The 21810-nt window shown below is 71.3% G+C and carries 17 protein-coding genes and 1 CRISPR repeat array; of the genes, 16 read left to right on the forward strand and 1 reads right to left on the reverse strand.

Translation table 11 applies throughout. From position 1 onward, the window contains the following. Positions 1-7 precede the first annotated feature (7 nt). Entirely contained in the window at positions 8-1999 is a 1992-nt protein-coding gene (locus LX15_RS09205) for an ATP-binding cassette domain-containing protein (protein WP_253669094.1), read from the reverse strand. A 705-nt stretch (positions 2000-2704) separates the two neighbouring features. On the opposite strand from LX15_RS09205, the gene LX15_RS09210 reads away from it, so the two are divergent. The 16 genes from LX15_RS09210 (at position 2705) to LX15_RS09280 (ending at position 21683) form a co-directional block, all read left to right on the forward strand. Next, positions 2705-4306 (forward strand): B12-binding domain-containing radical SAM protein, encoded by a 1602-nt coding sequence (locus LX15_RS09210; RefSeq protein ID WP_253669095.1) that lies wholly within the window; start codon positions 2705-2707, stop codon positions 4304-4306. A gap of 15 nt (positions 4307-4321) precedes the next feature. Beyond that, the gene (locus LX15_RS09215; RefSeq protein ID WP_253669096.1) at positions 4322-5596 is read left to right on the forward strand and encodes a radical SAM/SPASM domain-containing protein; all 1275 of its coding nucleotides are present in this window, start codon (positions 4322-4324) and stop codon (positions 5594-5596) included. Between the two features lie 228 nt (positions 5597-5824). Next, positions 5825-6808 carry a hypothetical protein gene (locus LX15_RS09220; RefSeq protein ID WP_253669097.1) on the forward strand — a complete coding sequence of 328 codons (984 nt, stop codon included), beginning with the start codon at positions 5825-5827 and terminating at the stop codon, positions 6806-6808. Further along, positions 6805-7638, forward strand: a complete 834-nt coding sequence (locus tag LX15_RS09225; RefSeq protein ID WP_253669098.1) for a phosphorylase family protein — start codon at positions 6805-6807, stop codon at positions 7636-7638. The genes LX15_RS09220 and LX15_RS09225 overlap by 4 nt, the downstream gene beginning before the upstream one ends. After that, on the forward strand, positions 7635-8654 hold the full coding sequence (locus LX15_RS09230) for a thymidylate synthase (protein WP_253669099.1): 1020 nt from the start codon (positions 7635-7637) through the stop codon (positions 8652-8654). Before LX15_RS09225 ends, LX15_RS09230 begins: the two co-directional genes overlap by 4 nt. Continuing rightward, on the forward strand, positions 8641-9162 hold the full coding sequence (locus LX15_RS09235) for a nucleoside 2-deoxyribosyltransferase (RefSeq protein WP_253669100.1): 522 nt from the start codon (positions 8641-8643) through the stop codon (positions 9160-9162). The genes LX15_RS09230 and LX15_RS09235 overlap by 14 nt, the downstream gene beginning before the upstream one ends. Beyond that, positions 9159-10025: a bifunctional hydroxymethylpyrimidine kinase/phosphomethylpyrimidine kinase gene (gene thiD / locus LX15_RS09240; protein WP_253669101.1), complete on the forward strand. Its 867-nt coding sequence runs from the start codon at positions 9159-9161 to the stop codon at positions 10023-10025. Before LX15_RS09235 ends, thiD begins: the two co-directional genes overlap by 4 nt. Beyond that, on the forward strand, positions 10022-11182 hold the full coding sequence (locus LX15_RS09245; protein ID WP_253669102.1) for an NAD(P)/FAD-dependent oxidoreductase: 1161 nt from the start codon (positions 10022-10024) through the stop codon (positions 11180-11182). The genes thiD and LX15_RS09245 overlap by 4 nt, the downstream gene beginning before the upstream one ends. Further along, complete coding sequence (locus LX15_RS09250) at positions 11179-11925, forward strand: TenA family protein (protein WP_253669103.1); 747 nt, start codon at positions 11179-11181, stop codon at positions 11923-11925. Before LX15_RS09245 ends, LX15_RS09250 begins: the two co-directional genes overlap by 4 nt. 491 nt (positions 11926-12416) lie before the next feature. Next, positions 12417-12551, forward strand: a complete 135-nt coding sequence (locus tag LX15_RS32340) for a hypothetical protein (RefSeq protein ID WP_301304295.1) — start codon at positions 12417-12419, stop codon at positions 12549-12551. A gap of 17 nt (positions 12552-12568) precedes the next feature. After that, entirely contained in the window at positions 12569-13486 is a 918-nt protein-coding gene (locus LX15_RS09255; RefSeq protein WP_253669104.1) for a GNAT family N-acetyltransferase, read from the forward strand. Further along, on the forward strand, positions 13479-14606 hold the full coding sequence (locus LX15_RS09260) for a hypothetical protein (protein WP_253669105.1): 1128 nt from the start codon (positions 13479-13481) through the stop codon (positions 14604-14606). Before LX15_RS09255 ends, LX15_RS09260 begins: the two co-directional genes overlap by 8 nt. A gap of 68 nt (positions 14607-14674) precedes the next feature. Continuing rightward, positions 14675-16618, forward strand: coding sequence for an ABC transporter ATP-binding protein (locus tag LX15_RS33045; RefSeq protein WP_253669106.1), 1944 nt, complete (start codon positions 14675-14677; stop codon positions 16616-16618). Between the two features lie 316 nt (positions 16619-16934). Further along, positions 16935-17300, forward strand: a complete 366-nt coding sequence (locus tag LX15_RS09270) for an MmcQ/YjbR family DNA-binding protein (protein WP_253669107.1) — start codon at positions 16935-16937, stop codon at positions 17298-17300. Positions 17301-17683: 383 nt separating this feature from the next. Beyond that, positions 17684-19018 carry a cytosine deaminase gene (locus tag LX15_RS09275; RefSeq protein WP_253669108.1) on the forward strand — a complete coding sequence of 445 codons (1335 nt, stop codon included), beginning with the start codon at positions 17684-17686 and terminating at the stop codon, positions 19016-19018. 275 nt (positions 19019-19293) lie between these two features. Further along, positions 19294-21265: a CRISPR direct-repeat array (repeat unit 28 nt; unit sequence GAACCATCCCCGCGTGGGCGGGGCCGAC). Between the two features lie 199 nt (positions 21266-21464). Then, positions 21465-21683: a hypothetical protein gene (locus LX15_RS09280; RefSeq protein ID WP_253669109.1), complete on the forward strand. Its 219-nt coding sequence runs from the start codon at positions 21465-21467 to the stop codon at positions 21681-21683. Positions 21684-21810 lie beyond the last annotated feature (127 nt).

Consider the following 21810-nt stretch of genomic DNA (forward strand, 5'->3'; position numbering starts at 1 on the left):
CTCCCCCTCACGTCCCGACCGGACCCGTGACGAGCCGGGCCTGGAGCCGATACCAGTGCGCGTAGTCCCCGTCGAGGTCCATCAGCTCCGCGTGCGTGCCCTGCTCGGCGATCCGGCCCTCCGCGAGGACCACGATCCGGTCGGCGTGGCGCACCGTGGCGAAGCGGTGCGACACCAGCACCAGCGTGCGTCCCTCCATCGTCTCGATGAGCGTGCGGAAGACCTCCAGCTCCGCCTGCACGTCCAGGTGCGCGGTGGGCTCGTCGAGCACCACCACGTCCGCGCCGCGGTCGGCCGCGTAGAGCGCCCTGGCCAGCGCGATCTTCTGCCACTGCCCGCCGGAGATGTCCACTCCTCCCGGGAAACGCGCCGAGAGCACGGTGGCCGCGCCCTGGGGCAGGGCGGAGACGAGGTCACGCGCTCCCGCGCGGTCCAGCGCCCTGTCGAACGCGGCGTCGTCGTCGGCGCCGGGGTCGGGGTCGGGGTAGGCCCCGTCCCCGAGCCGCACGTTGTCCTCAACGGACAGTCCGAAGTGGACTGGAGACTGGAACACCACGGCGACGCGCCGCCACCAGCGCCGCATGTCCGTTGAGGCCAGGTCGACGCCGTCGGCGGTGATCCGCCCGCGCGACGGGGACTCCAGACCGGTCAGCAGCCGCACCAGGCTGGACTTGCCGGCGCCGTTGAGGCCGACGACCGCCAGCTTCTCCCCGGGGCGGATCTCCAGGTCGAGGCCGTCGAAGACGTCGCGCCCGGTGTTCGGGTAGCCGAACCCCACGCCGTCGAACCGGATCAACGGCGGTCGAGCGGGACGGCGACCCACCCGCTCGGCCGCGTCCGGCCGGCGGCCCGCCGGCCCGGCAACGACCGGACAGCGTTCGACCGCACAGCGTTCGACCGCACGACGTTCGGCCGGACGAGGCTCCGTCAAACGGGGTTCGGCCCCGCAGGGTTCGCCCTGACGACCGCCGAACCGCTCGACGAGACGCCGATGGGCGGCGACGGACACGCGCCCGAAATCGACGATGAACGGCTCCATGCCGAGACTCGCCGTGGACAGCAGCAGGATCGTGACACGCAGGTGCAGCACCAGGGCCGCGACGCTGATCGTCCGGTCCGCCCCGGCCACGGCGATGGCGACGAACGCGGGCACCGTGGCCAGCGCGCAGATGCCGAACACCAGCCACTGCTGACCCATGACGCTCATCCGCTTGCGCCACAACGGCGCCAGCCGCGCCAGCGCGGCCCGCTCGAACTGGGTGACCAGCCACGGCCCGAGACCGAAGATCCGGACCTCCTTGCCGGCCGCGGCGCCGCTGGTCGCGTCGGCCAGGTGTTCGGCGCGCCGCTGTAACGGGCGCAGCCGTACCGCGAGGGTGCGCACGCCCGACGCGCCCGCCCACTGCCGGCGCATCAGCGAGTGCTGCGCCAGCACGAGGACCAGTGTCAGCAGCGCCACCCACCAGGAGAACGTGGCCAGGACGGCGGCAGCGGCGACGGCGGTGAGCGTCCGGAACACCAGCATCAACTGTGCGGTGGCCGCGGCGCCGGGAGTGTGGCTGGAGTAGCCCTTCGTCGCCAGCTCCATGTCGCCCTGAACATCCGGCTCGGCCAGCTCCGCCGGCGTGGCGGCGGTGAGCGCGAGGTGGCGCAGCTCGGTGCGCACCGCGCCGTCCACCCGGCGCACCACGAGTTCGCGCAGCGGCCGGTCGAGGGCGGATGCCGCGTGCGCGGCCACCATCACCCCCGCGAAGGTCCACAGGAGACCGAGAGCGCGACCGAAGGCCCCGGAGGGGTCGCCGTCGGCGAGTGCCGCCACGAGCGCGCCGATCAGGTAGGCCATCGCCAACGGCGCGACGACCTGCGCCAGCGCCACCGCGACCAGGCCGGCGAGCGCGGCCGCTCCGGCGTGCCGCAACAGCCCGAGCAGTTCCGCGGTCTGGGCGAGTCTTCGCGCGACACCGCCCGACAACGAGACGGAATCCCCTGTCCCGGTCATTGTCAGACCCCCCAGAAGTCCGCCTTGACCACGTTCCGCGGCCGAGCGGAACTGGCCCGCACTGTACAGAAGAGATCTCCTGTCGGGGAGTGCTCCGAGTCGACTCCTCACGGCCCGCGCGAGCGCGCGAATGAACACGCGTGAGCCCTTCTCGGTCGCACTCGAAAAGAATTCGGAAAGAAACGGCCCATTGGTCCGCGACAGTCGGTCGCGACGACACCGCACCCCGGACGGGGATCGTCCCCGGCAAAGACAGGAGGTCAGCCAGGAACCCCCACCAACACCTTCACGGTTACCCACCCCGAGGGCGGTCACACCCGACGAAGGAAGGAGAACCTGTCAATCCGTGGACAGATTTCCGACCTACCCGACGCCCCACCTTCGCTCTCGAACACCGAGCGGACGAGACGCTCCTCAGAAGAGGGTACTAGTCCGTTCGGCCGAGGTTTCACGCGGGGAGGTCGCAGGTCAGGACGGATGCAAACACACCAGTCCACCGGGGGTGTGATAGCCGTCACCAGCGTGTTTCGATGACGTCCAGCGGAAGAGGACGACTCGGCCGGCTCGACTCCCCACGACACCACCCACCGACCGGGCGACCGTTTCCCGCTTTCCACTCCCCCACGGTTTCCTTGACAGTGCGCGAACCCGTTCCTATCGTGAGCCGACGCGTGGGGCCGCGCATTCCCTGGGGGGAGGGCTACGTTGCTGCTGAATGCGAAAAAGCATTTGGAGGCCCGCGTTGTCCTCGCCACCCCGGCCCCGGTGACGCACCGCACCGCGGAGGAGAATCTCGGGCTGGGTTATCTGGCCGCCGTCCTGCGCGGGGCCGGACACTCCGTGGCGGTGGTCGACGGATGGCTGGAGGGAATGACCGTCGCCGAACTCGCCGAAAGGATCAGCCGGCACGACGCCGAGATCGTCGGATTCGCCTGCTACCGCAGCAACATGGAACGCGCGATGGAGACGCTGCGGTTGGTGCGCCCGCACGGGAGGAGGCCGTTCAGCGTCGCGGGCGGCTACGGCCCGACCTTCCACACCGCGGACTTCCTGGACGCCGGGTTCGACGCCGTGGTCCGGGGCGAGGGCGAGGTCCCCCTGCGCATGCTGGTGGAGCACGTCCTGCGCGCGGACCCGCCGCTGTCCGCGATCCCGGGTCTGAGCTTCCGGGACGAGGACGGGACGGTGCGCCACAACACCACGCCGGCCCCGAAGCTGCCGATGGACGCGCTGCCCGATCCCGAACGGGACACGCTCGCCCTGACCCTCGCCCGCCGGAGCCTGGTGCACATCCAGACCGCGCGCGGCTGCCAGGCGTCGTGCACCTTCTGCTCCATCGTGGCCTTCGAGCGGGTCGGCGGCGGCGCGACCTGGCGGCAACGCAGCATCGGGCGCATCGTCGACGAGCTGGAACGGCTGTACGAGCGGGGCGCCCGGCACTTCAAGGTCATCGACGACAGCCTCATCGAGCCGCCCCGGGACGCCGAGTGGTGCGAGGAGCTGGCCGCCGAGATCGCGCGGCGCGGCATCCACCCCCGGCTCCGCGGCTCCATCCGCGCCGACCGGGTCTCCGAGGAGGTGATCGAGCCGCTGGTGAGGGCGGGGTTCTTCTCGTTCTCCTGCGGCATCGAGAACTTCTCCTCCTCGGCGCTGCGCAGGATGGCGAAGCGGGCCGACGTCGGGCAGAACCTCGCCGCGCTGGACACCTTCCTGCGGCACGGCCTGTACGTCCAGGCCGGACACATCCTGTTCGACGACCAGACCACGTTGTCCGAGCTGGAGGACAACTACGCCATGATGCGGCGCTACGTCTGGACGATCTCCAAGGGGATCTTCACCGAGATGTACGCCGCGGCGGGCACGAACTTCACCAGGAAGCTGCTCAGGCGCGGGGAACTCGACATCGACCAGGACGTCCTGGGCAACACGCGGTACGCCGTCAGGGACGAGGTCGTCCGCGTCGTGTACGACGTGCTGAAGCGGTGGCACAAGGCGCACGCGGCCGTCTACGACAAGGCGATCGACCCGCTCTCGGCGCCGAAGGCGCTGTCCTCCGAGGAGCTGCGCCTGCTCCACGGGCTGGCCGTCGAGCTGCGCGCCGTGGACCTCGACTTCTTCCGCCGACTGCTCGACCTGGCGGCGGTCGCGTCGTCGGCGGTGACCCTGAGGCGCGACGCCGAGGACCTCCTGCGCGCCGACACCGAGGCGACGCTGCCCTGGTACGCGGACTTCGAGGCGCGGCTGAACCGCGCGTACCAGGAAGTGGGCCTGGTCTACGACGCCGATCCCAACCCGTTCCTGTGTTGATGGAGGCTGAGCACGATGGGTGAACCCAAGTCCGGTGGCGAGTCGATCGTGCGGTTCCCGTGGGAACGGCAGGGGGCGCGGCTGCCGCTGTCGGTCATCGACCCCAAGGAGCACTTCGAGCGCGCGGTGGGGCCGATCGAGCACGAGGACCTGGACGAGTGCGAGATCACGATCCGCAACATCGGGTGGACGTTGGGCAACGACTGCCCGTACCGGTGCACGCACTGCTACTCGATGTCCGCGCGCGAGAAGGGCATGAACTTCTCCCCCGAGATCATCGAGCGGATCGTCGACCAGCTCGCGGCCAACGGCGTGGAGACGGTGAACCTCGGCGGGAACGAGCCGTTGTTCACCAACGGCGCGAACCCGAGGGACACCCTGCTGCCCCAGATCATCGACCGGCTCGTGGACTCCGGGATCATCGTCGGCCTCACCACCTCGGGCATCACCGGCCTGCACCTGGAACGCGACCACAACGCGCAGTGGCGCCGCCTCAACGACCTCGACGTCAGCCTCGACTCGCCGTTCGAGGACGAGCACAACGCCAACCGGGGCGCCAAGATCTACAAGCAGGCCATCCGCACGCTGGAGCTGGCCAGGGACTACGGCATCGACCACACGATCATCATGTGCGGGATGAACTGGAACTTCACCCAGCGGCACATCGAGAAGCTGCTGGAGCTGGCGATCCGGTACGACGCCCACATCCGCATCAACCCGATCAAGCCCGTCGAGCCGGCGCACATGGACTCGCTGTTGACCGCGGAGCAGTACTACGAGGGATTCTCGCTGCTGCTCCAGCACTGCGACCCGGTGGACCTCGGCGAGCCCCCGATCGCCGCGGTCACCGACTACCAGGGCGCCAAGGGCTGCCCGTGCGGCCGCACGTCCTTCCGCATCCACTCCATCACGCCGGACGGCCGCATCCCCGTCTCGCCCTGCGTGTACCTGCACGACTACAAGTTCGGGGACCTGAGGAAGGACGACCTGTACGACATCGTCCGCTCCCCCCAGTTCCGCTCGTTCCGCCGCAGGAACGCGCACCCCGAGGTGCTGGACGGCTGCGCGGGCTGCGACCTGCTCCAGCTCTGCCGGGGAGGGTGCGCCGGCCGCGCGTACCTGCACCACGCGCATGAGACGGGCCAGCGTTCGCTGTTCGTGCGCGACCCGTACTGCCCGAAGGACGTCCAGCCCAAGCAGCCCTTCCCCCAGCGACCCACCGTGCCCACGGACAAGCGGTTGGTGCACATGGACTACCTCTGCACCTGGATCGGCAAGCCCCGAGGCTGAGCGGTCAGAGCCGGTCGGACCTCGGTCGGACCTCGGTCGGGGCTCGGTCGGGCTCAGTCGGGCTCAGTCGGGGCTCGGCCGTTCCACTGGCTGTTCCACGAAGTAGTCGGCCCACGGAGCGGTGGGGTCACGAACCGACGTGTCGGCGTGCTCGTGCGCCGACGGTGTCCCGCGCGGAACCCCGGTGTGTCCACGCGCGGGCTGGGGGGAAGGAAGGTCGAGAGGGCTGTGCTGATCGAGCGGATCGTGCGACCACCGCTGGCTGACCTGAGCGTGGCCGTCAGCGGCGCCGCGCCGCTGGTGCGGGCCGTGACCGAGTTCGTGGCCCCGTTCTACCCGATCGCCGACCGGCCGACGGGAACGCCGTGGCGCATGACGGTCGACACCGACCTCCGAGGACCGGCCACATTGGACGATCGGCAACCGCCGCACCAGGCGACGTGGGACGTCGCCCGCCGCCAGCTCCGTGTCTGCTGTGGACAGTCGAACTGGGTGCCCGTCTTCGCGACGCGCTACCTCAGGACCCTGGTGCGCGCCATGGCGGTCGCCGGGGGCGCCCTCCCGCTGCACGGCGCGGGGCTGAGCCTCGGTGGCGTGGGGATCATGCTGGTGGGAGACAAGTGGGCCGGGAAGACCACCGCCGCGCTGTCCCTCACCCGAGGGTGTGCGGCCGAGCTGGTCTCCAACGACGACGTCCTGCTGGTGCCCTCCCCCGACGAGGACCGCTGGGAGATGGTGGGTGGCCCCCGGGCGGTGGGCGTCCGGTCCGGCTCACTGGGCGAACACGTCCCCCCGCTCACCCCCGGAGAGCTGGAGGCGGCCGCCCGCCGGCACCCGGGCAGTCGTCCCGACAAGACCTTCCTGCTGCCCTCCGAGGTGACCGCACTCGGCGGCGCGGTGCGGGTCAGGGCGCCCGCGCACGTCGTGGTCGAACTGGAGACGCGGCCGCACGGGCCGTCCGAGGTCGAGCGGCTGGACGAGGACGAAGCCCTCGACCTGGTCACCCGGCACCTGGAGGGCGCCGCCGACCGCCGGCGGCTGGGGCTGGTGGAGGCGGTCGCCGGGCGCGTCCCCCCTGCCGACGACGGCCGGGCGCTGACGTCCCTGCGGGACGGCCTCCGCTGCTACCGCTTCCGCCACCCGATCACCGGGTGGGTGGGCTCGTTCCTGGACTTCGTCCGCGCGGACGTGAGCAACGAGGTGACAAGATGAGACTGGGTGTCGTCCTTCGTGCGGACACCATCATCCGCGACGAGGGTTTCCGGCAGCGGCGGGTGGTCACGCCCTACGGGCCGGTGGACCGGGTGTTCAGCGGCAAGCTGTCCGGGACCGAGACGCACTTCCTCTACGGCCGGTTCCCCGGCGGCAGGACGCCGAGCTGGGAGATCCCCTACCAGGCCAACCAGAGCGCGTTCGACGAGCTGGGCGTCGACCACGTGATCGGGACGTTCGTCGTCGGCGGGGTGGACAAGGTGGTCAGGGGCGGCGACCTGGTCATCCCCCACGACCTGGTGAGCTTCTCCGGCCCCCAGGTGTCGCTGCCTCCCACCAGCGGCCGCTTCTCGAACGCCCACGTGATCCCCTCGATGTGCCCTCGGCTGCGGGAACTGCTGATCCGGGGGGCGCGGGAGAGCGGGATCGCCGTGCACGAGGACGGCCTGTACTTCGGTTTCTACGGTTTCGCCAGGATCGAGACCCTGGCGGAGCTGGAGCTGATGGACCGGCTGGGCGCGCGGATCGTCGGGCAGACCATGGACCCGGAGTTCACCCTGGCCCGGCAGCGACACGCCCACTACGCGGCGATCGCCGTCGCCATCGACTCCTACCACGACATGCGCGACGAGTCCGATCAGGACCCGGAGGAGTTCCGCGCCCGTTCCCGGGAGGCGATCCGGTACGGGCGGGAGCGGTTCGAACGGATCATCGCCGCCGGATTGGCGTCCGTCGCCAGGGAGCCCCTCGCGCAGGTGTGCTCCTGTGCACGCACCAGCAAGGGCAAACACCCGGACATGTTCGCCTCCTTCCCGGAGGAGTTGCTGTGACGAGCTACGCGGGCTTCTCCGACGCCTACCTCCATCGGCTGCGGGCGTTGCTCGACGAGCCCCGGTACCGCAACGCGCCGCGCGGCTTCCCCAGCCAGGAGGAGCTGGGGGTCAGCCTGCGGGTGGCCGACCCCCGTCGTCGACTGGTCACCCACCCCGCGCGGCGCACCAACATCGTGTTCAACTTCGCCGAGGCGTTGTGGTACCTCGCGGGCAGGGACGACGTCGAGTACCTCGCCTATTACGCGCCGATGGTGCGTCGGTTCTCCCAGGACGGCGTCCGGCTCACGGGAACCGCCTACGGGCCGCGAATCTTCCGCCACGGGCCGACGCGGCTGGACCAGTGGGCCGCGGTCCGCGAGCTGCTCAGGGCCGACCCCGACACCAAACGCGCGGTGATCCAGATCTTCGAGCCTGAGGAGTTGGGCGTCCCCGGCAACCCGGATGTCGCCTGCACCCTCGCGCTCCAGTTCCTGCTGCGGGAGAACGCGCTCCACCTGGTCGGCTACATGCGGGCGAACGACGTCTACCGGGGGATGGTCAGCGACGTCTTCTCCTTCACCTTCCTTCAGGAGGTGATGGCCGGCCAACTGGGTGTGGAGCTGGGCTCCTACACCCACATGGTCGGGTCGCTGCACCTCTACGAGTCGGACATCCCCGCCGCGCGACGGGTCCTGCGCCCGACCACATCTGTGTCCACAGTGGACGACAGGATGCCCGCGATGCCCTCCGGCGACAACCGGCCGCACATCGACGACGTCCTGCGGTGGGAACACCGGTTGCGCCGGAACGAGGTGCGCCTCGACCCCGACGCGCTGGACCGGTCTGCCCTGCCCGACTACTGGCGACAGGTCGTGGTGCTGTTCGAGCTGTACCGGCGGGTCCGCCACGGAGACGGCGGCGCGGAGGGCCTGTGGCAGCGGCTGTGCCCGTTGTACCGGACGTTGATGCTGCGCCGGTTTCCTGGGCTCGCGGGGCAGGAGCACGCCGTGGAGGTGTCCGGTGCCCGATCGTGACGCCTCCGCGCCCACCGTCTTCATCGGAGGGCCGTTCAAGGGATGTGTCGACCCGCTGACCGGGGAGATCGACCCCGCCGTCAGGAGACGCTACGAGCGGCTCATCACCTTCTTCCGTGAACGCGGCTGGACCGTCACCAACGCGCACGAGACCGAGGCGTGGGGCCGGGGCATGGTCACGCCGTGGGAGTGCACCGAACGGGACTTCCGGTGGATGCTCGACTGCGACCTGTTCGTCGCGTTCCCCGGCGACCCGCCGTCACCCGGCACGCACGTCGAGATCGGCTGGGCCACCGGCCTCGGCCGTCCGGTGGTGGTGCTGCTGGAGGAGAACCACGCCTACGCGGCACTGGTGACCGGTCTTCCCGCGGTCGGCGCGGTCCACCTGGTCACCTACTCGGACGACCCGGGTTTCCTGGACACCCTCACCAGGTCCGTCCGCGCGCTCGCGCACCAGGTCGGAGCGACGTGGACGCTGGACGACCCGGTCACGGAGCGGGCGACGTGAGACCCGACGCGACGGGCCGCCCCACCCTGGCCTGCCTGACGATCGGCTCGTCCGATCCCAGTGGTGGTGCGGGAATCCAGGCTGACGTGAAGGCGTTCTCCGCGCTCGGCACCTACGCCACCACCGTGCTGGTGGGGCTGACCGCGCAGAACACGACGGGAGTCTCCCGCGTTCACGACGTTCCGTTGCCCATGGTGGCCGCGCAGCTCGACGCGGTGCTGACGGACGTCGCCGTCGGCGCGGTCAAGATCGGCACGACGTGGAGTCCGGACGTGGTCGAACTCGTCGCGGACCGCCTCTCCGGGCTGGCCGTTCCGATCGTGGCCGTTCCGATCGTGGTCGATCCGGTCCTGGTCACCGCGTCGGGATCGGCGCTGGGCGGCGGGCAGGAGGCGGTGACGGCTGTCCGGCGGTGTTTCCTCCCGCTGGCCACGGTCATCACCCCGAACCTCGGCGAGGCCCAGCGGTTGGCGGGGACACCGGGGGAAGACGATCCGGCGCGGATCGCCGAACGGCTCGTCGACCTCGGCGCCCGCGCCGTCCTGATCACCGACGCGCGACCGGACACCGGCGGAGACTGGCTGTTCGACGGGGAGCGACACCACCCGGTCCCTGGGCGTCGGCACGACACCCACTGCGAGCACGGGGCTGGCTGCACCCACTCGTCGGTTCTCGCGGTGCTGTTGGCGCGGGGGCTGGACCTCCCCACCGCCGCCCAGCTCGCCCACCGCGTCGCGGCCCGCGCGGTGGAGACGGGCCATCGGGACGTCGGCAGTGGACGTCACCCGGTCGACGTGTTCGCGGCCGTCCGCGACGCGGCGGTGTCGAAGCAGCTCGCCGAGCATCTGGAGGGTGTGCGATGAGTGAGGTCTCCGTGGTCGGTGCGGGAGTCGTGGGCCTGTCCGTCGCGTGGCTGCTCGCCGAGGCCGGCCTGTCCGTGACCGTCTGGGAAGCGCGCACGCCCGGCGACGGCGCGTCAGCCCTCGCCCACGGCCAACTGGTGCCCCCTGGGGAGATCCTGCGCCCGCTCTGGCGGCGGAGCCTCGACGTGTACCGGCGGGTCGCGGAGCGCACGTCGCTCGCGTGGGACGACGAGCCGATCGGCACGCTGGTCCTCGGCACGCTGGTCCTCGGCACGCGGGCCGAGGACCTCCCCCGGCTCCGGGAGCGGAACTCCTCCGGCGACGGCCGGTTGCTCACCGGCGAGGAGGTCCGCGCGCACGAGCCGGCGGTGGGTCCCGCCGTCACGTCCGGCCTGTTGTTCGAGGAAGGACGCCGGATTCACCCTCCGGCCGTCGTCGGGGCGCTCGCCGAGCTGGCGCGTCGCGCCGGGGCGCGTGTTCGGTGCGGCGCCCGGGTGGTGCGTCTGGAGCCGGACGGGGACACCTGGTCACTGCTGACGCAGGACGGGCAGCGCGCCCACGGCCAACGGGTCGTCATCGCCGCGGGGCTGGCGTCGGGGGTGCTGGCCGCGTCCCTCGGGTTGCGCGTGCCGATGACCGGGGTTCGGGGCCGCATCCTGCTGACCGAGCCACAGCCGCCGGTGCTCCGCCACATCCTCGGGGAACCCGTGCCGGCCTTGGCTCGCACCGACGACGATCTCCGGGCCGCGACGCACACGCCTCGACCGGAACCCGTGGTGCGTCTGCTCGCCCACCAGCGGGCGGACGGCTGCCTTCTGCTCGGCGCGTCGTGGTGGCCGGAGGAGGCGGGAGAGCCACCGGACCACGACGCGCGAGTGCTGGCGCGGGCGACGAGCCTCCTCCCCGGGCTGCGCGGCGTGCCCGTCCTCCACCGGTGGTCAGGAACACGACCGTGCACTGTGGACGGACGCCCGGTCGTGGACGAGGTCGCGCCCAATCTGTACCTCTGTTGCGGGCACGGCGGCGACGGGTTCATCGCCGGCCCCGGTTCGGCGGCGCTGCTGGCGGACCTCGTGCTGGGGCGCACGCCAGGCGTGAACCCCGAGCCCTTCCAATATGGACGGTGGAGTCGTGTGGAGGAACGGGACCTGACATGACGTTTCTTGACGAGTGCCGGGAGCGGACCGCGTCGGTCTGGTCCGCCTACGAACACCACCCGTGGATCGAGGCCCTCGCGGCCGGCGGCCTCACCCCGGAACAGTTCGCGTTCTTCCAGCTCGACGACGGGGCGCACGTGGCGGAGTTCAACCGGGTGCTGTCGCTGGGGATCGCCAAGGCCCCCACCGGGCACCCGTGGGCGGCGGCCGCCGCGCGGGTCCTGCACCAGCAGTCGACGGACGCCGAACTCGCGGAGAAGCGGGCGTTGGTGGCGGACCTCGGGTTCGACGTGGACCTCCGGTCGGACCGGTGGACGTGTTCCCCCGCCCGCGAGGGGTACGTCAACCACCTGGTGCGCGTGGGGTTCGAGGGCACGTTCCCCGAGATCGCGGTCAGCCTCTACCCCTGCGCGATGTTCACCGAGGTCATCGGCCGGCGTTTCCGCGACGTCCACGTGCCCGGGCCGGAGCCCTTCCGGCGGTGGGCCGCCATCTACACGCGTCGCGCCCGCAGTGAGATGTGCGCGCAGCACGCGAACGTCGCGAACGAGGCCGCGACGCGGCTCGACGAGGAGGGGCGCGCCCGACTGCTCCAGTTGTACCGGCGGAGCCTCGAACACCAGGTACGGGTGTTCGACGCGGCATGGCGGCTGGAGGGGGTGTGGCCGGGTGGGCGGCAGGCCCACGCGATGCGGGTTCGGCCCGACGTCCCCACGCCAGCGGTCGACGCGCCGAAGGCGTGAGGAGCGGGACCGGCCGGCGCGGTGCCCGATCGACTCCGAATGATCCCGGACACCCTCGGCGAGACGACGACGACTCGTTTCGGGTATCTTGTCGGAATTGCGGGCATCACTCCCCGCCGACGTTCTGACAGTTTTGGGAAAGGTTGGCACGCACTCCGCGCCGGCCGCGCCACGATCTCCGGTTTCACCCCAACGGCGCAAGGGCGCGCGCCGTTTCTCCCGAGTGCACCCCTCCCACGGGGAAGCATTCGACCCTACCCTTCTGACCAGGGCGAACGCCACTCGTTCAGGGCAGCGCCCACGTCCATCCCAGCAACGCACAGTGAATTCCTCCCCCCGATGAACACGCGTCATGACGCCACATTCGACAGTTCCCTTCGGACCGGTCTTGACGATCCCCGTTCGCGTCCCCAAGCATGTTTCGCACCAGTGACGAAACTGGTCGGTGGCGCCACTGTTCACACTGAAGTGAGGAAGTGGAGGTCGAACCCATGCACACCACGCGGTCCCGTCTTTTCCGGCCCCGGCTGGGGCACCACGCGTCCCTGCGGGTCGAACTGGACCAGCTCGAAGCCAGGGACGTCGAGCTGGAGGACGTCGGCGTCGAGGTCGAGGACGACGAGTAGGTCCCCGCTGACCGAGCATGACTGAGCGGACACTGCGGCGGCTCGATCCCGGAGCGGACGCGTCGGGTCCGAGCCAGGACTTCCTGGACTCGGCGCGGCGGCGCGGCCTCCTGCACGAGATCGACGGGCGGCGATGCGTCGCCGGGCACTGCGTGGAGCCGGTGACGGGACACCGCGTCCTGTTCGCGCCGTTTGTGGAGCCAGCACTCGCGGAGAGCCCAGACTCGCTGCGGTCGGTGCTGGCGCGTGCGGCCGGCGCGCGGAAGCCCACGCGCGTGACCCTGCGGGTCGACCCGTGGATCGAGCTGCCGCACCCCTGGTGGTTACGCCAGACCTACCTCTGTCTCCGCGTCTGTCCTCCGCCGTCACGCGAGGAACGCGAGGCGGGAACGCCGAATCTGGAGCCGATCGACGGCGTGCGGATCAGGCAGGCCGCTGACGACGACTCGCCCCTGGTGCGCGCGTGGCTGGCCCGCGCCCTGGTCGACGGGCACGACCAGTTCGGGGAGACCGCCGACCGCGGCCGGGTCGACGCGGCGGTGGACGCGCTCCTCGCGTCGCCGTCCCGGCGCACCCTCGTCGCCGTTCGCGACGGGAACCCCGTGGGGCACGCGACGATGGACGTCGACGCGCGGGACAGCGTGCTGGGCACCAGGTTCGTCGAGCTGTTCGACATCCTCGTCGAGCAGGACGCCCGCCACCGCGAGATCGTCCGGAGTCTCGCCGCCACCTGCACCGCGCACGCCGCCGAACTCGGCCGACCGCTCGTGGGCAACGTCGTCCACCGACACCCCACCGGCGAGGACCACGGGCGGCATGTGGTGGCCCGGCTGCGGGATAACGGATGGATGCCGTTGTACCGGTACTGGTCCGCGGACCCGGCCGCGGTCCTGTCGACGGCGACCCGGGTGAGTGGAGTGACGCGACGTGGATGAGCGCTATCTGGAGTGCTTCTCGCTCCGCACCCTGTACGAGATCTTCGGGGTCGACCCGTCCCAGGCCGTGCGCCGGTTGGTGTACAAGGCACGGGCGATGCGGCGCGGCGAGGTCCTCGCTCCCCTGCTGCTGTCCGTCGCCGCACGGGAGGGACACGCGCTGGGCAGCGGGTCCTCCGACGAGATCGCGCGGGCGCGACAGCGCGTCGCCACCTACGACGCCGTGTGGCGCGACCTCGCGTCGCGGTGGGACTGCCAACTGGTCAAGGGGCCGACGATCGCCCGCCACTACCCTCCGGACGTCGTCAGGCCGGTCGGGGACCTCGACATCGTCGTGGACGGCGAGGAGACGCTGTGGCAGGTCGTGGCGCGCGTGCAGGAGCTGTGCCCCGTCCGGCGGCTGGACCTGGCGGTCTTCGGGGCCGACGAGGGACACCACTTCGCGGTCGGCCTGTCCTGGCCCTCGGCCGACCCGCTGCTCGACATGAACCACTACGTCGAGGTCAACACCTTCGGCTACATGGGCGACTCCCAGCGGGTCGGCCTGCGACTGGACGTCCCCCAGGACACGGCGATGGCGAACGTGGTGGCGCTCGCTGAAGAGCGCTTCCAACGCGAGTTCGGGGCCAAGGACGCCCTCGACCTCGTCGCGCTGATGGCCTCCGGGGCGCTGGACGACGTCGAGGCCGTGGTGGCGGTCGCCGAGTCCTGGCTGGTGGCGCCCGAGCTGCTGGAGCTACTCCGCTACGTCGCCTCGCACGCCAGCCTCGCGCACGTGGTCGACCGCGATCTCCTTGAGGCGCTGGAGAAACCGGCGAGGGCCGAGCGGGAGCGCAGGGCGACGGGGACCGGCCTTGACCGCCCCGGCGCGGACGTGCCTCGGCACGTGATGCCGAGGAGCCGCGCGGGTGGGCTCGCGTTGCGGCGCACCACCTACCGCTCCGGACAACCCGAGGCGGTGTTCCGGGAGTTCGACGGTCTCACGCTCATGCACTGCCCCGTCGGGGACTTCCTCGTCGCGCAGGGCGGGAAGCTGGACGCGGCGGCGTACCGGGCCGCGCGGGAGCACGTCCGACAGGACCGTTCGTGGTGGCGGACGTCCACTCCGGACGAACGGTGAGTTCCGGACACGCGGTGAGATCCGGACACACGGTGAGATTCAGACGAGCGGTGAGATCCAGACGAGCGGTGAGATCCCGAGCGGCGAGGAAGGAGAGCCGTGGCGCCGCCGGGATGGCCGGCGCCGAGCTGGTCGTCCCCGCCTGGCGCTCGCTCGACGACGACGTCAGGAGCGCCTCGTTCTGGCGGATGGCGCGCGACCTGCCCCGCCTCACGGGCCACGCGTTGGCGCTGGTCAGGACGACGAGCCGGAGGTGGGCGCTCGCCGTCCTCGGCCTCCAGCTCCTCTCGGGGGCGCTCGTCGTCCTCATGATGGCCGCGGCGCGGGAGTTCTTCTCCGCCCTCGTCGCCTCCGGGCTCGTCGTCGGGAACCTGGTCCACGTCGCGCCGACGCTCGTCGGCGTCGGCCTGGTGATGGGCGCCAGCAAGCTCGTCGGCGCCCTCACCTCGGCCTGCCGCTCCCGGCTCGGCCCCCGGATCGAGCAGCGGGCCGAGCTGAGGTTGCTGGGCCTGACCACCAGGGCGCCGCTCGAACTCTTCGACGAACCCCGGTGGTTCGACGCGATGAGCCGCGCGCGCGACCGGGGCGTGTCGAGCGCGCCGGTCGTCGTCGACCAGGCGCTGGCGCTGTCCGGCGCGCTCGTCACGGTGACCGCCGCCGTCGGCGCGGTCGCCTTCGTCAGCCCCGCGCTGGCCGTCCTGGTCCTCGTCTCGTCGCTGCCCGGGGCGTGGGCCGCCGTCCGCTCGGCCCAGCTCGCCTACGTCAGCCGGCGGAGGACGACCACGCTGCGCCGCAGGAAATGGGTTCTCTCCGACCTCCTGGCCAACCGCAGGGCCGCGCCCGAGATCCGGGCGAACCAGCTCCAGGACCACCTGCTCGGGCTGGTGGAGGAGATCACCACACGGGACATGGGAGAGCGGCTGGAGGTGAGTCGCCGCCAAGCCCTCCAGAGGTTCGTGGGGCAGGTCGCCGGGGGCGCGGCGCTGTGCGTCCTCTACCTCGCCCTGGTGCTCCTCGTCCGGCACGACGCGCTGTCGCTGGCGTCGGCGAGCGCGGCGCTCGTGGTCATCCGGAGCGGGCGCAGGTCGCTCAACCGCGCGGCCCTGACCGTCCGAACCCTCTACGAGCACGGCCTGTACCTGGCGGACTTCTTCCGCTTCTGCTCCGAGACGGAGAACCGCGCCCGCGAGGAGGAGGACGAGGCCGAGCCGGTCCCCCTGCCCCACGACTGCGCGACGCTGGCGCTGAAGGGGGTGAGCTTCACCTACCCCGGGTCCGAGGCGCCCTCACTGCGCGACGTCGACCTCGAACTCCGGCGAGGCGAGATCGTCGCGCTCGTCGGCGACAACGGCTCGGGCAAGACCACGCTCGCCAAGCTGGTCGCCGGCCTCTACCGACCCGGATCGGGAGCCCTCCACTGGGACGACGTGGATCTGGGGACGCTGCCGCTGAGCGCGTTGAGCGAGCGGGTGACCCTGGTCGCCCAGGACCACACCCGGTGGCCCCTCACGGCCAGGGACAACATCGCCATCGGCCGGCCGTCGCGGGAGGCGACCGACGAGCTGGTGGTGCGGGCGGCCCGCCAGGCCAGGGTGGACCCGGTCCTCTCCTCGCTCCGGCACGGGTACGCGACATTGCTGTCGCGTCAGTTCACCGACGGCGCCGACCTCTCCGGCGGCCAGTGGCAGCGGTTGGCCCTCGCCCGCGCCTTCTACCGCGACGCCCACCTGCTCGTCCTCGACGAGCCGACCGCCTCGCTGGACCCGAGGACGGAACGGCACGTGTTCGAGGAGCTGCGGGCGCTCGCCGCGAGAGGACGGTCGGTCCTGCTGGTCACGCACAGCATGAGAATGGCCGCCTCGGCGCACCGGATCGTCGTTCTGGACGGCGGCCGGCTGATCGAGGAAGGCCCGCACGACGCGCTCATGGAGAAGGGAGGAAAGTACGCCGCGATGGTGGGAGCGGCGGCCGGATCATCGGACGGGAGCACCGCCGTCGCGCCTCGCCCCTGACCGCCAATGATCACGATGTTCAGGACGATCAGATCGCTCGTGATGATCACGTGTCCCCTGAGTTCGTGCCTCCCATGTTCGTGCCTCCCATGTTCGTGTCTCCTGCGTTCGTGTCTCCCGGTCTCGTGTCTCCCGGGTTCGTGTTCGCGTCGTTCGTGTCTCCCGGGTTCGTGTCCGCGGCGCTTCTGGTTCCCGTGTTCTCGTTTCCCGCGTTCCCGGTGTTCCCTATGTTCCCTGTGTTCCTGGTGTTCTTGTCGGAGGGGAGTGTCAGGGGGCGCGCCTATACTCCGCACGGACATGTTGTTGGGGGGCTTTGATGACGGTACGTAGCGACGAGTTCTTCCGGATAGTGGACGCTCTTGTCGACGTGGAACGCTCGGAGGGCGAGCAGTACACGTCCTACAGCGTGCGCGGAAAGCGATTCGGCTACTACTGGCCGCGCACGCGGACCGTCGGCCTCAAGCAGACGCTGTCCGAACAACAGGCGCTGGTGGCGGAGCGGCCGGACGTCTTCGAGGTGCAGTTCACGGCGGGCGGCTTCGGGTGGGTCGTGGTCCATCTGGAGGGCATCGACGTCGACGAGCTGTCCGAACTGGTCTTCGAGGCGTGGCGGTTGTCGGCGCCCGAGAGCCTCGTGGCCGAGGTGCCCGACTGGGCGGAGCGGCCACCCACTCTCGCCTGACCCGGGAAGAGCCTGAGCCTGACGGAAAGCACGAACCACCGTCGAGGACGGGATCTTCCCGGCTTCGCCCCACCCTCGCCTTGTCGTCTTGTTCCACGTGTTCCACGTGGGTTTTCCCTGCCGCGGGTTTTCCGCGTCCCGGCTGGACGAGGGGGAAGCCGGGACGCGGTGATTGTTGGCAGGCATCGGAAAGAACCGTGGCCTCGCGGGGAGCGCTTCCCTACACTCCGGCCTCACCCGACCGTCAGGAACGTCGAAGGCCGGCTCGGCCGACATGCCGAACCCGGAGCGGCGGAACGCCCTCCCGGAATGGGAAACACCCTGGCCCGCTCGGGGTTCCTGACGAAACGCGGAGGTTCGTCCCCGCGCATCCGAGGAGGAGCATGAGCAGTCAGGGCGGCCCCCGAACCCCGCGGGACGGCGCGGACCTCGTGATCCGCCGGGCGGCGTTGCCCCGACGGGAAGGACTCCTCGATCTGGCGGTCCGGGACGGCGTCCTCGTCCGCGTGGACGAGGACCTGGCCGGGCTGCCCGCGGCCAGGGTCCTCGACGTCGACGGCCGGCTGGTCACGCCGCCGCTGGTCGACGCGCACATCCACCTCGACTCGGCCCTGACCCTCGGCGAGCCCCGGCACAACCGGTCGGGCACGTTGCTGGAGGGCATCCAGATCTGGGAGGAGCGCAAGGCGACCCTGACGGCGGAGGAGATCCGCCGCAACGCGCTGACCGTCCTGCGCTGGCTCGTCGCCCACGGGACCCTGCACCTGCGCTGCCACGTCGACATCTGCGAGCCCGAGCTGACCGCGCTGCACGTCCTGCTCGACGTGCGCGCGGAGCTGGCCGAGTACTGCGACATCCAGCTCGTCGCCTTCCCCCAGGACGGGCTCCTCTGCCACCCCGACGGCGAACGGCTGCTGCGCCGCGCCCTCGAACTCGGCTGCGACGTGGTCGGGGGCATCCCGCACTACGAGCCCAGCGACGAGCTGGGCGTCGCGCACGTCCAGCGGGTTTTCGCGCTCGCCAGGGAGTTCGACCGGGACGTCGACCTGCACTGCGACGAGACGGACGACCCAGGGTCCCGGTTCGTCGAGACCGTCGTCGCCGAGACCCTGCGCCACGGCTGGCAGGGCAGGGTGGTGGCGAGCCACTGCACCGCGATGGGCTCGTACTCCCCCGCCCACCTGTTCCGTCTCTCCCGCTGGTTGCGGCGGGCCCGGGTCGGGGTCGTGGCGAACCCCGGGGTGAACCTCACGCTCCAGGGGCGCTTCGACACCGGGCCGACCCGGCGCGGGATCGCCCCGCTCGCCGCGCTCGTCGAGGCGGGCGTGACCGTGGGCCTCGGCCAGGACTCCGTCATGGACCCGTGGTTCCCCTTCGGCACCGGGGACCTGTTGGCCGTCGCCCAGCTCGCCGCGCTCGTGGGCCACCTCAGCGGCAGCGACCAACTCGACACCGTGCTGGACATGGTGACGACCTCGGGAGCCGAACTCCTCCGCCTCGGCGACCGGTACGGCCTGGCCGAGGGGCGCCCCGCCGACCTCGTGGTCCTCGACGCGCGCGACACCGCCGACGCCCTGCGCCGCCTGCCCGCCCGCCTCCACGTGTTCCGGCGGGGAACGGAACTGGCGACGACCCGTCCGGCCCGGACCGTCCTCTGTGGAGCGCTCGCGGGAGAGGTGGACTTCCAGCCACCACAAAGGAAATCGCGAGCGGAATGAGCCCCGTGCGCGTCGCGCACATGGGCTGACATGCGCACACGGCTGACACGTGCGTCGAGGTGGTGCGCGCAGGACCGATGTACACGCCCTGCCTACACCGCCGGCCTCTGGCGGTACCGCTCCACCACCGCTTCGACACCCGCTAGCGCAAGACGCGCGAACATGGCGGAAACTTGCGCCGCCTGGCGGCTCCGTGTGTGGACAAAGAAGAACCACCGGTAGCTACTCCGCGCGGGGAGGATAGGTCTCCATCTGCCAAGTGGCCGTCGCTGATGGACTCACCCCCGCATGGGCGGGGCCGACGCCCAGCGAGTTCCTGACGCAGTGTGGAGATCTGGAACCATCCCCGCGTGGGCGGGGCCGACAAGGCCCTGTACCGGGGCGGGGGCTCAATCGCGGAACCATCCCCGCGTGGGCGGGGCCGACAGGAAAGTCCTGATCAAACCTCCGACCGTCACCGAACCATCCCCGCGTGGGCGGGGCCGACGTGCTGCGGCGGGTCGTGCGGGACCTGGTGGAGGAACCATCCCCGCGTGGGCGGGGCCGACCGGCGACGCGGGTGGCGGGTTATCCGGGGGGACGAACCATCCCCGCGTGGGCGGGGCCGACAAGGCGGGTGCCGTCGCCGACGCCGCCCGCGCGGAACCATCCCCGCGTGGGCGGGGCCGACGTGGCCGACGCCGCCGGGTCCCTCGCGCGCGCCGAACCATCCCCGCGTGGGCGGGGCCGACCTGCTGGAGACCGGGGTGGTCGGGGTCTACCGGGAACCATCCCCGCGTGGGCGGGGCCGACTCCGCGATGACCTCACGGATCGTCAGTTCGACGGAACCATCCCCGCGTGGGCGGGGCCGACGGCTGCGAGCCGGTCGGCGAGCTCGGCAGCGCGGAACCATCCCCGCGTGGGCGGGGCCGACATGGCAACCCGACCGCGGCGGCGGTCGTAGAGGGAACCATCCCCGCGTGGGCGGGGCCGACGCCAGGTAGCTGGCGGCGAGGGCGGTCAGGGGCGGAACCATCCCCGCGTGGGCGGGGCCGATCGCCCGGCACGGGGGTGATCTCCGCATCCGTGCGAACCATCCCCGCGTGGGCGGGGCCGACTCCGTCGTGAGCACGCCCGGGCGGCCGAGCGCGGAACCATCCCCGCGTGGGCGGGGCCGACGAGCATCCGGCGCGGACGTTCGGACGTGCGCGAGAACCATCCCCGCGTGGGCGGGGCCGACCGTCCCGCGAACGTCCCGACCGTCCGCTACCGGGAACCATCCCCGCGTGGGCGGGGCCGATGCGCTCACGCCAGCGGAGGCGTGTCCCCGAACCGAACCATCCCCGCGTGGGCGGGGCCGATGCCCTGGCAGCAGATCTACATAGAAGGCCCTGAGAACCATCCCCGCGTGGGCGGGGCCGATGACGCGGGCGAGACCGAGACCGGGGTGGATGGCGAACCATCCCCGCGTGGGCGGGGCCGATCCGCTGTCACGGCGGTGCAAGCCGCTGGCGGGAGAACCATCCCCGCGTGGGCGGGGCCGATCCCGCCAGCGCCGCTGAATACGAGGAAGGGAAGGAACCATCCCCGCGTGGGCGGGGCCGATGCGAGATGCCGGGACACCAGCTTGGCGCGCATCGAACCATCCCCGCGTGGGCGGGGCCGACTGAACCTCCTCCCGCGTCCGGCCGTACTGGTACGAACCATCCCCGCGTGGGCGGGGCCGACGCCTGCCCTCGGTGGGAGCAGTTCCTGTGTGAAAGAACCATCCCCGCGTGGGCGGGGCCGATCGAGACCATCGCCACGGTCGCCGAGAAGCGCAGGAACCATCCCCGCGTGGGCGGGGCCGATGGCGGATTCCAGCTCGACGCTGGCGATCCTCAAGAACCATCCCCGCGTGGGCGGGGCCGATTGGCTCACCGGCGGCTTGGCGGCGAGCACGTCGGAACCATCCCCGCGTGGGCGGGGCCGATCCCTTGAAGGTCGTTCGGTCCCGGAGAAGCGACGAACCATCCCCGCGTGGGCGGGGCCGATGGCTCGCTGTCGGCTCGCCGGCGAACCATCCCCGCGTGGGCGGGGCCGATAACCAGTGATCAAGTCGGTGGTTGCGGGTACCGGAACCATCCCCGCGTGGGCGGGGCCGATGAGCTGGCCGAGCGCGTCATCAGCGGCCCGGCGGAACCATCCCCGCGTGGGCGGGGCCGATGTCGGCGTCCTCCCCCCCAGGCTCTTCTCCAGGGAACCATCCCCGCGTGGGCGGGGCCGATACTTCCTGACCTGGTGTTCTATCGGGCGGGGGCACGGGTTTTGACCATTTGCTCTTGCTATCCGTGGGGCGGGCGGAGACTGTTCGTCGCTCCATGATCGCACCATCGGGCCTTCACCCGCCTGCCGGTCACAGAACCCCACGAGCGCCGGCGTCACCTGACACTTGATGGTGACCACCACCCCCTCGAAAGGCACGCCATGCGCGGCAATCCCGCCATCGTCCTCGTCCACGGCTTCTGGGGCGGCGCCGCCCACTGGGCGAACGTCATCGTGGAACTGGACAAGCGCGGCTACGACGACATCCACGCGGTCGAGAACCCGCTCACCTCCCTCGCCGACGACGCCTCGCCTCCCAGCCCGCAGCCGTCGTCGACCTCATCCAGGCCGCCGCCAACGAGACCGCACGCTGACCACTGACATCCCAGCGGTGCCCGGCCATGCCACGTGACCGGGCACCAACCACTTCTCCTGTTCGGTGACCACCAGCACGACCCGGGCATCCGTGCCACCACCTCCACCGCGCCGGACCACAGGACGAAGCCGG

The sequence above is a fragment of the Streptoalloteichus tenebrarius genome, from assembly GCF_024171885.1.
Taxonomy (GTDB): domain Bacteria; phylum Actinomycetota; class Actinomycetes; order Mycobacteriales; family Pseudonocardiaceae; genus Streptoalloteichus; species Streptoalloteichus tenebrarius.

Excerpts from the sequence above, each read along its gene's own strand:
- LX15_RS09205 (WP_253669094.1), bottom strand. The coding sequence starts at position 1,999 with ATGACCGGGACAGGGGATTCCGTCTCGTTGTCGGGCGGTGTCGCGCGA.
- LX15_RS09215 (WP_253669096.1), top strand. The coding sequence starts at position 4,322 with ATGGGTGAACCCAAGTCCGGTGGCGAGTCGATCGTGCGGTTCCCGTGG.
- LX15_RS09225 (WP_253669098.1), top strand. The coding sequence starts at position 6,805 with ATGAGACTGGGTGTCGTCCTTCGTGCGGACACCATCATCCGCGACGAG.
- LX15_RS09245 (WP_253669102.1), top strand. The coding sequence starts at position 10,022 with ATGAGTGAGGTCTCCGTGGTCGGTGCGGGAGTCGTGGGCCTGTCCGTC.
- LX15_RS09250 (WP_253669103.1), top strand. The coding sequence starts at position 11,179 with ATGACGTTTCTTGACGAGTGCCGGGAGCGGACCGCGTCGGTCTGGTCC.
- LX15_RS32340 (WP_301304295.1), top strand. The coding sequence starts at position 12,417 with ATGCACACCACGCGGTCCCGTCTTTTCCGGCCCCGGCTGGGGCACCAC.
- LX15_RS09255 (WP_253669104.1), top strand. The coding sequence starts at position 12,569 with ATGACTGAGCGGACACTGCGGCGGCTCGATCCCGGAGCGGACGCGTCG.
- LX15_RS09270 (WP_253669107.1), top strand. The coding sequence starts at position 16,935 with ATGACGGTACGTAGCGACGAGTTCTTCCGGATAGTGGACGCTCTTGTC.
- LX15_RS09275 (WP_253669108.1), top strand. The coding sequence starts at position 17,684 with ATGAGCAGTCAGGGCGGCCCCCGAACCCCGCGGGACGGCGCGGACCTC.
- LX15_RS09280 (WP_253669109.1), top strand. The coding sequence starts at position 21,465 with ATGCGCGGCAATCCCGCCATCGTCCTCGTCCACGGCTTCTGGGGCGGC.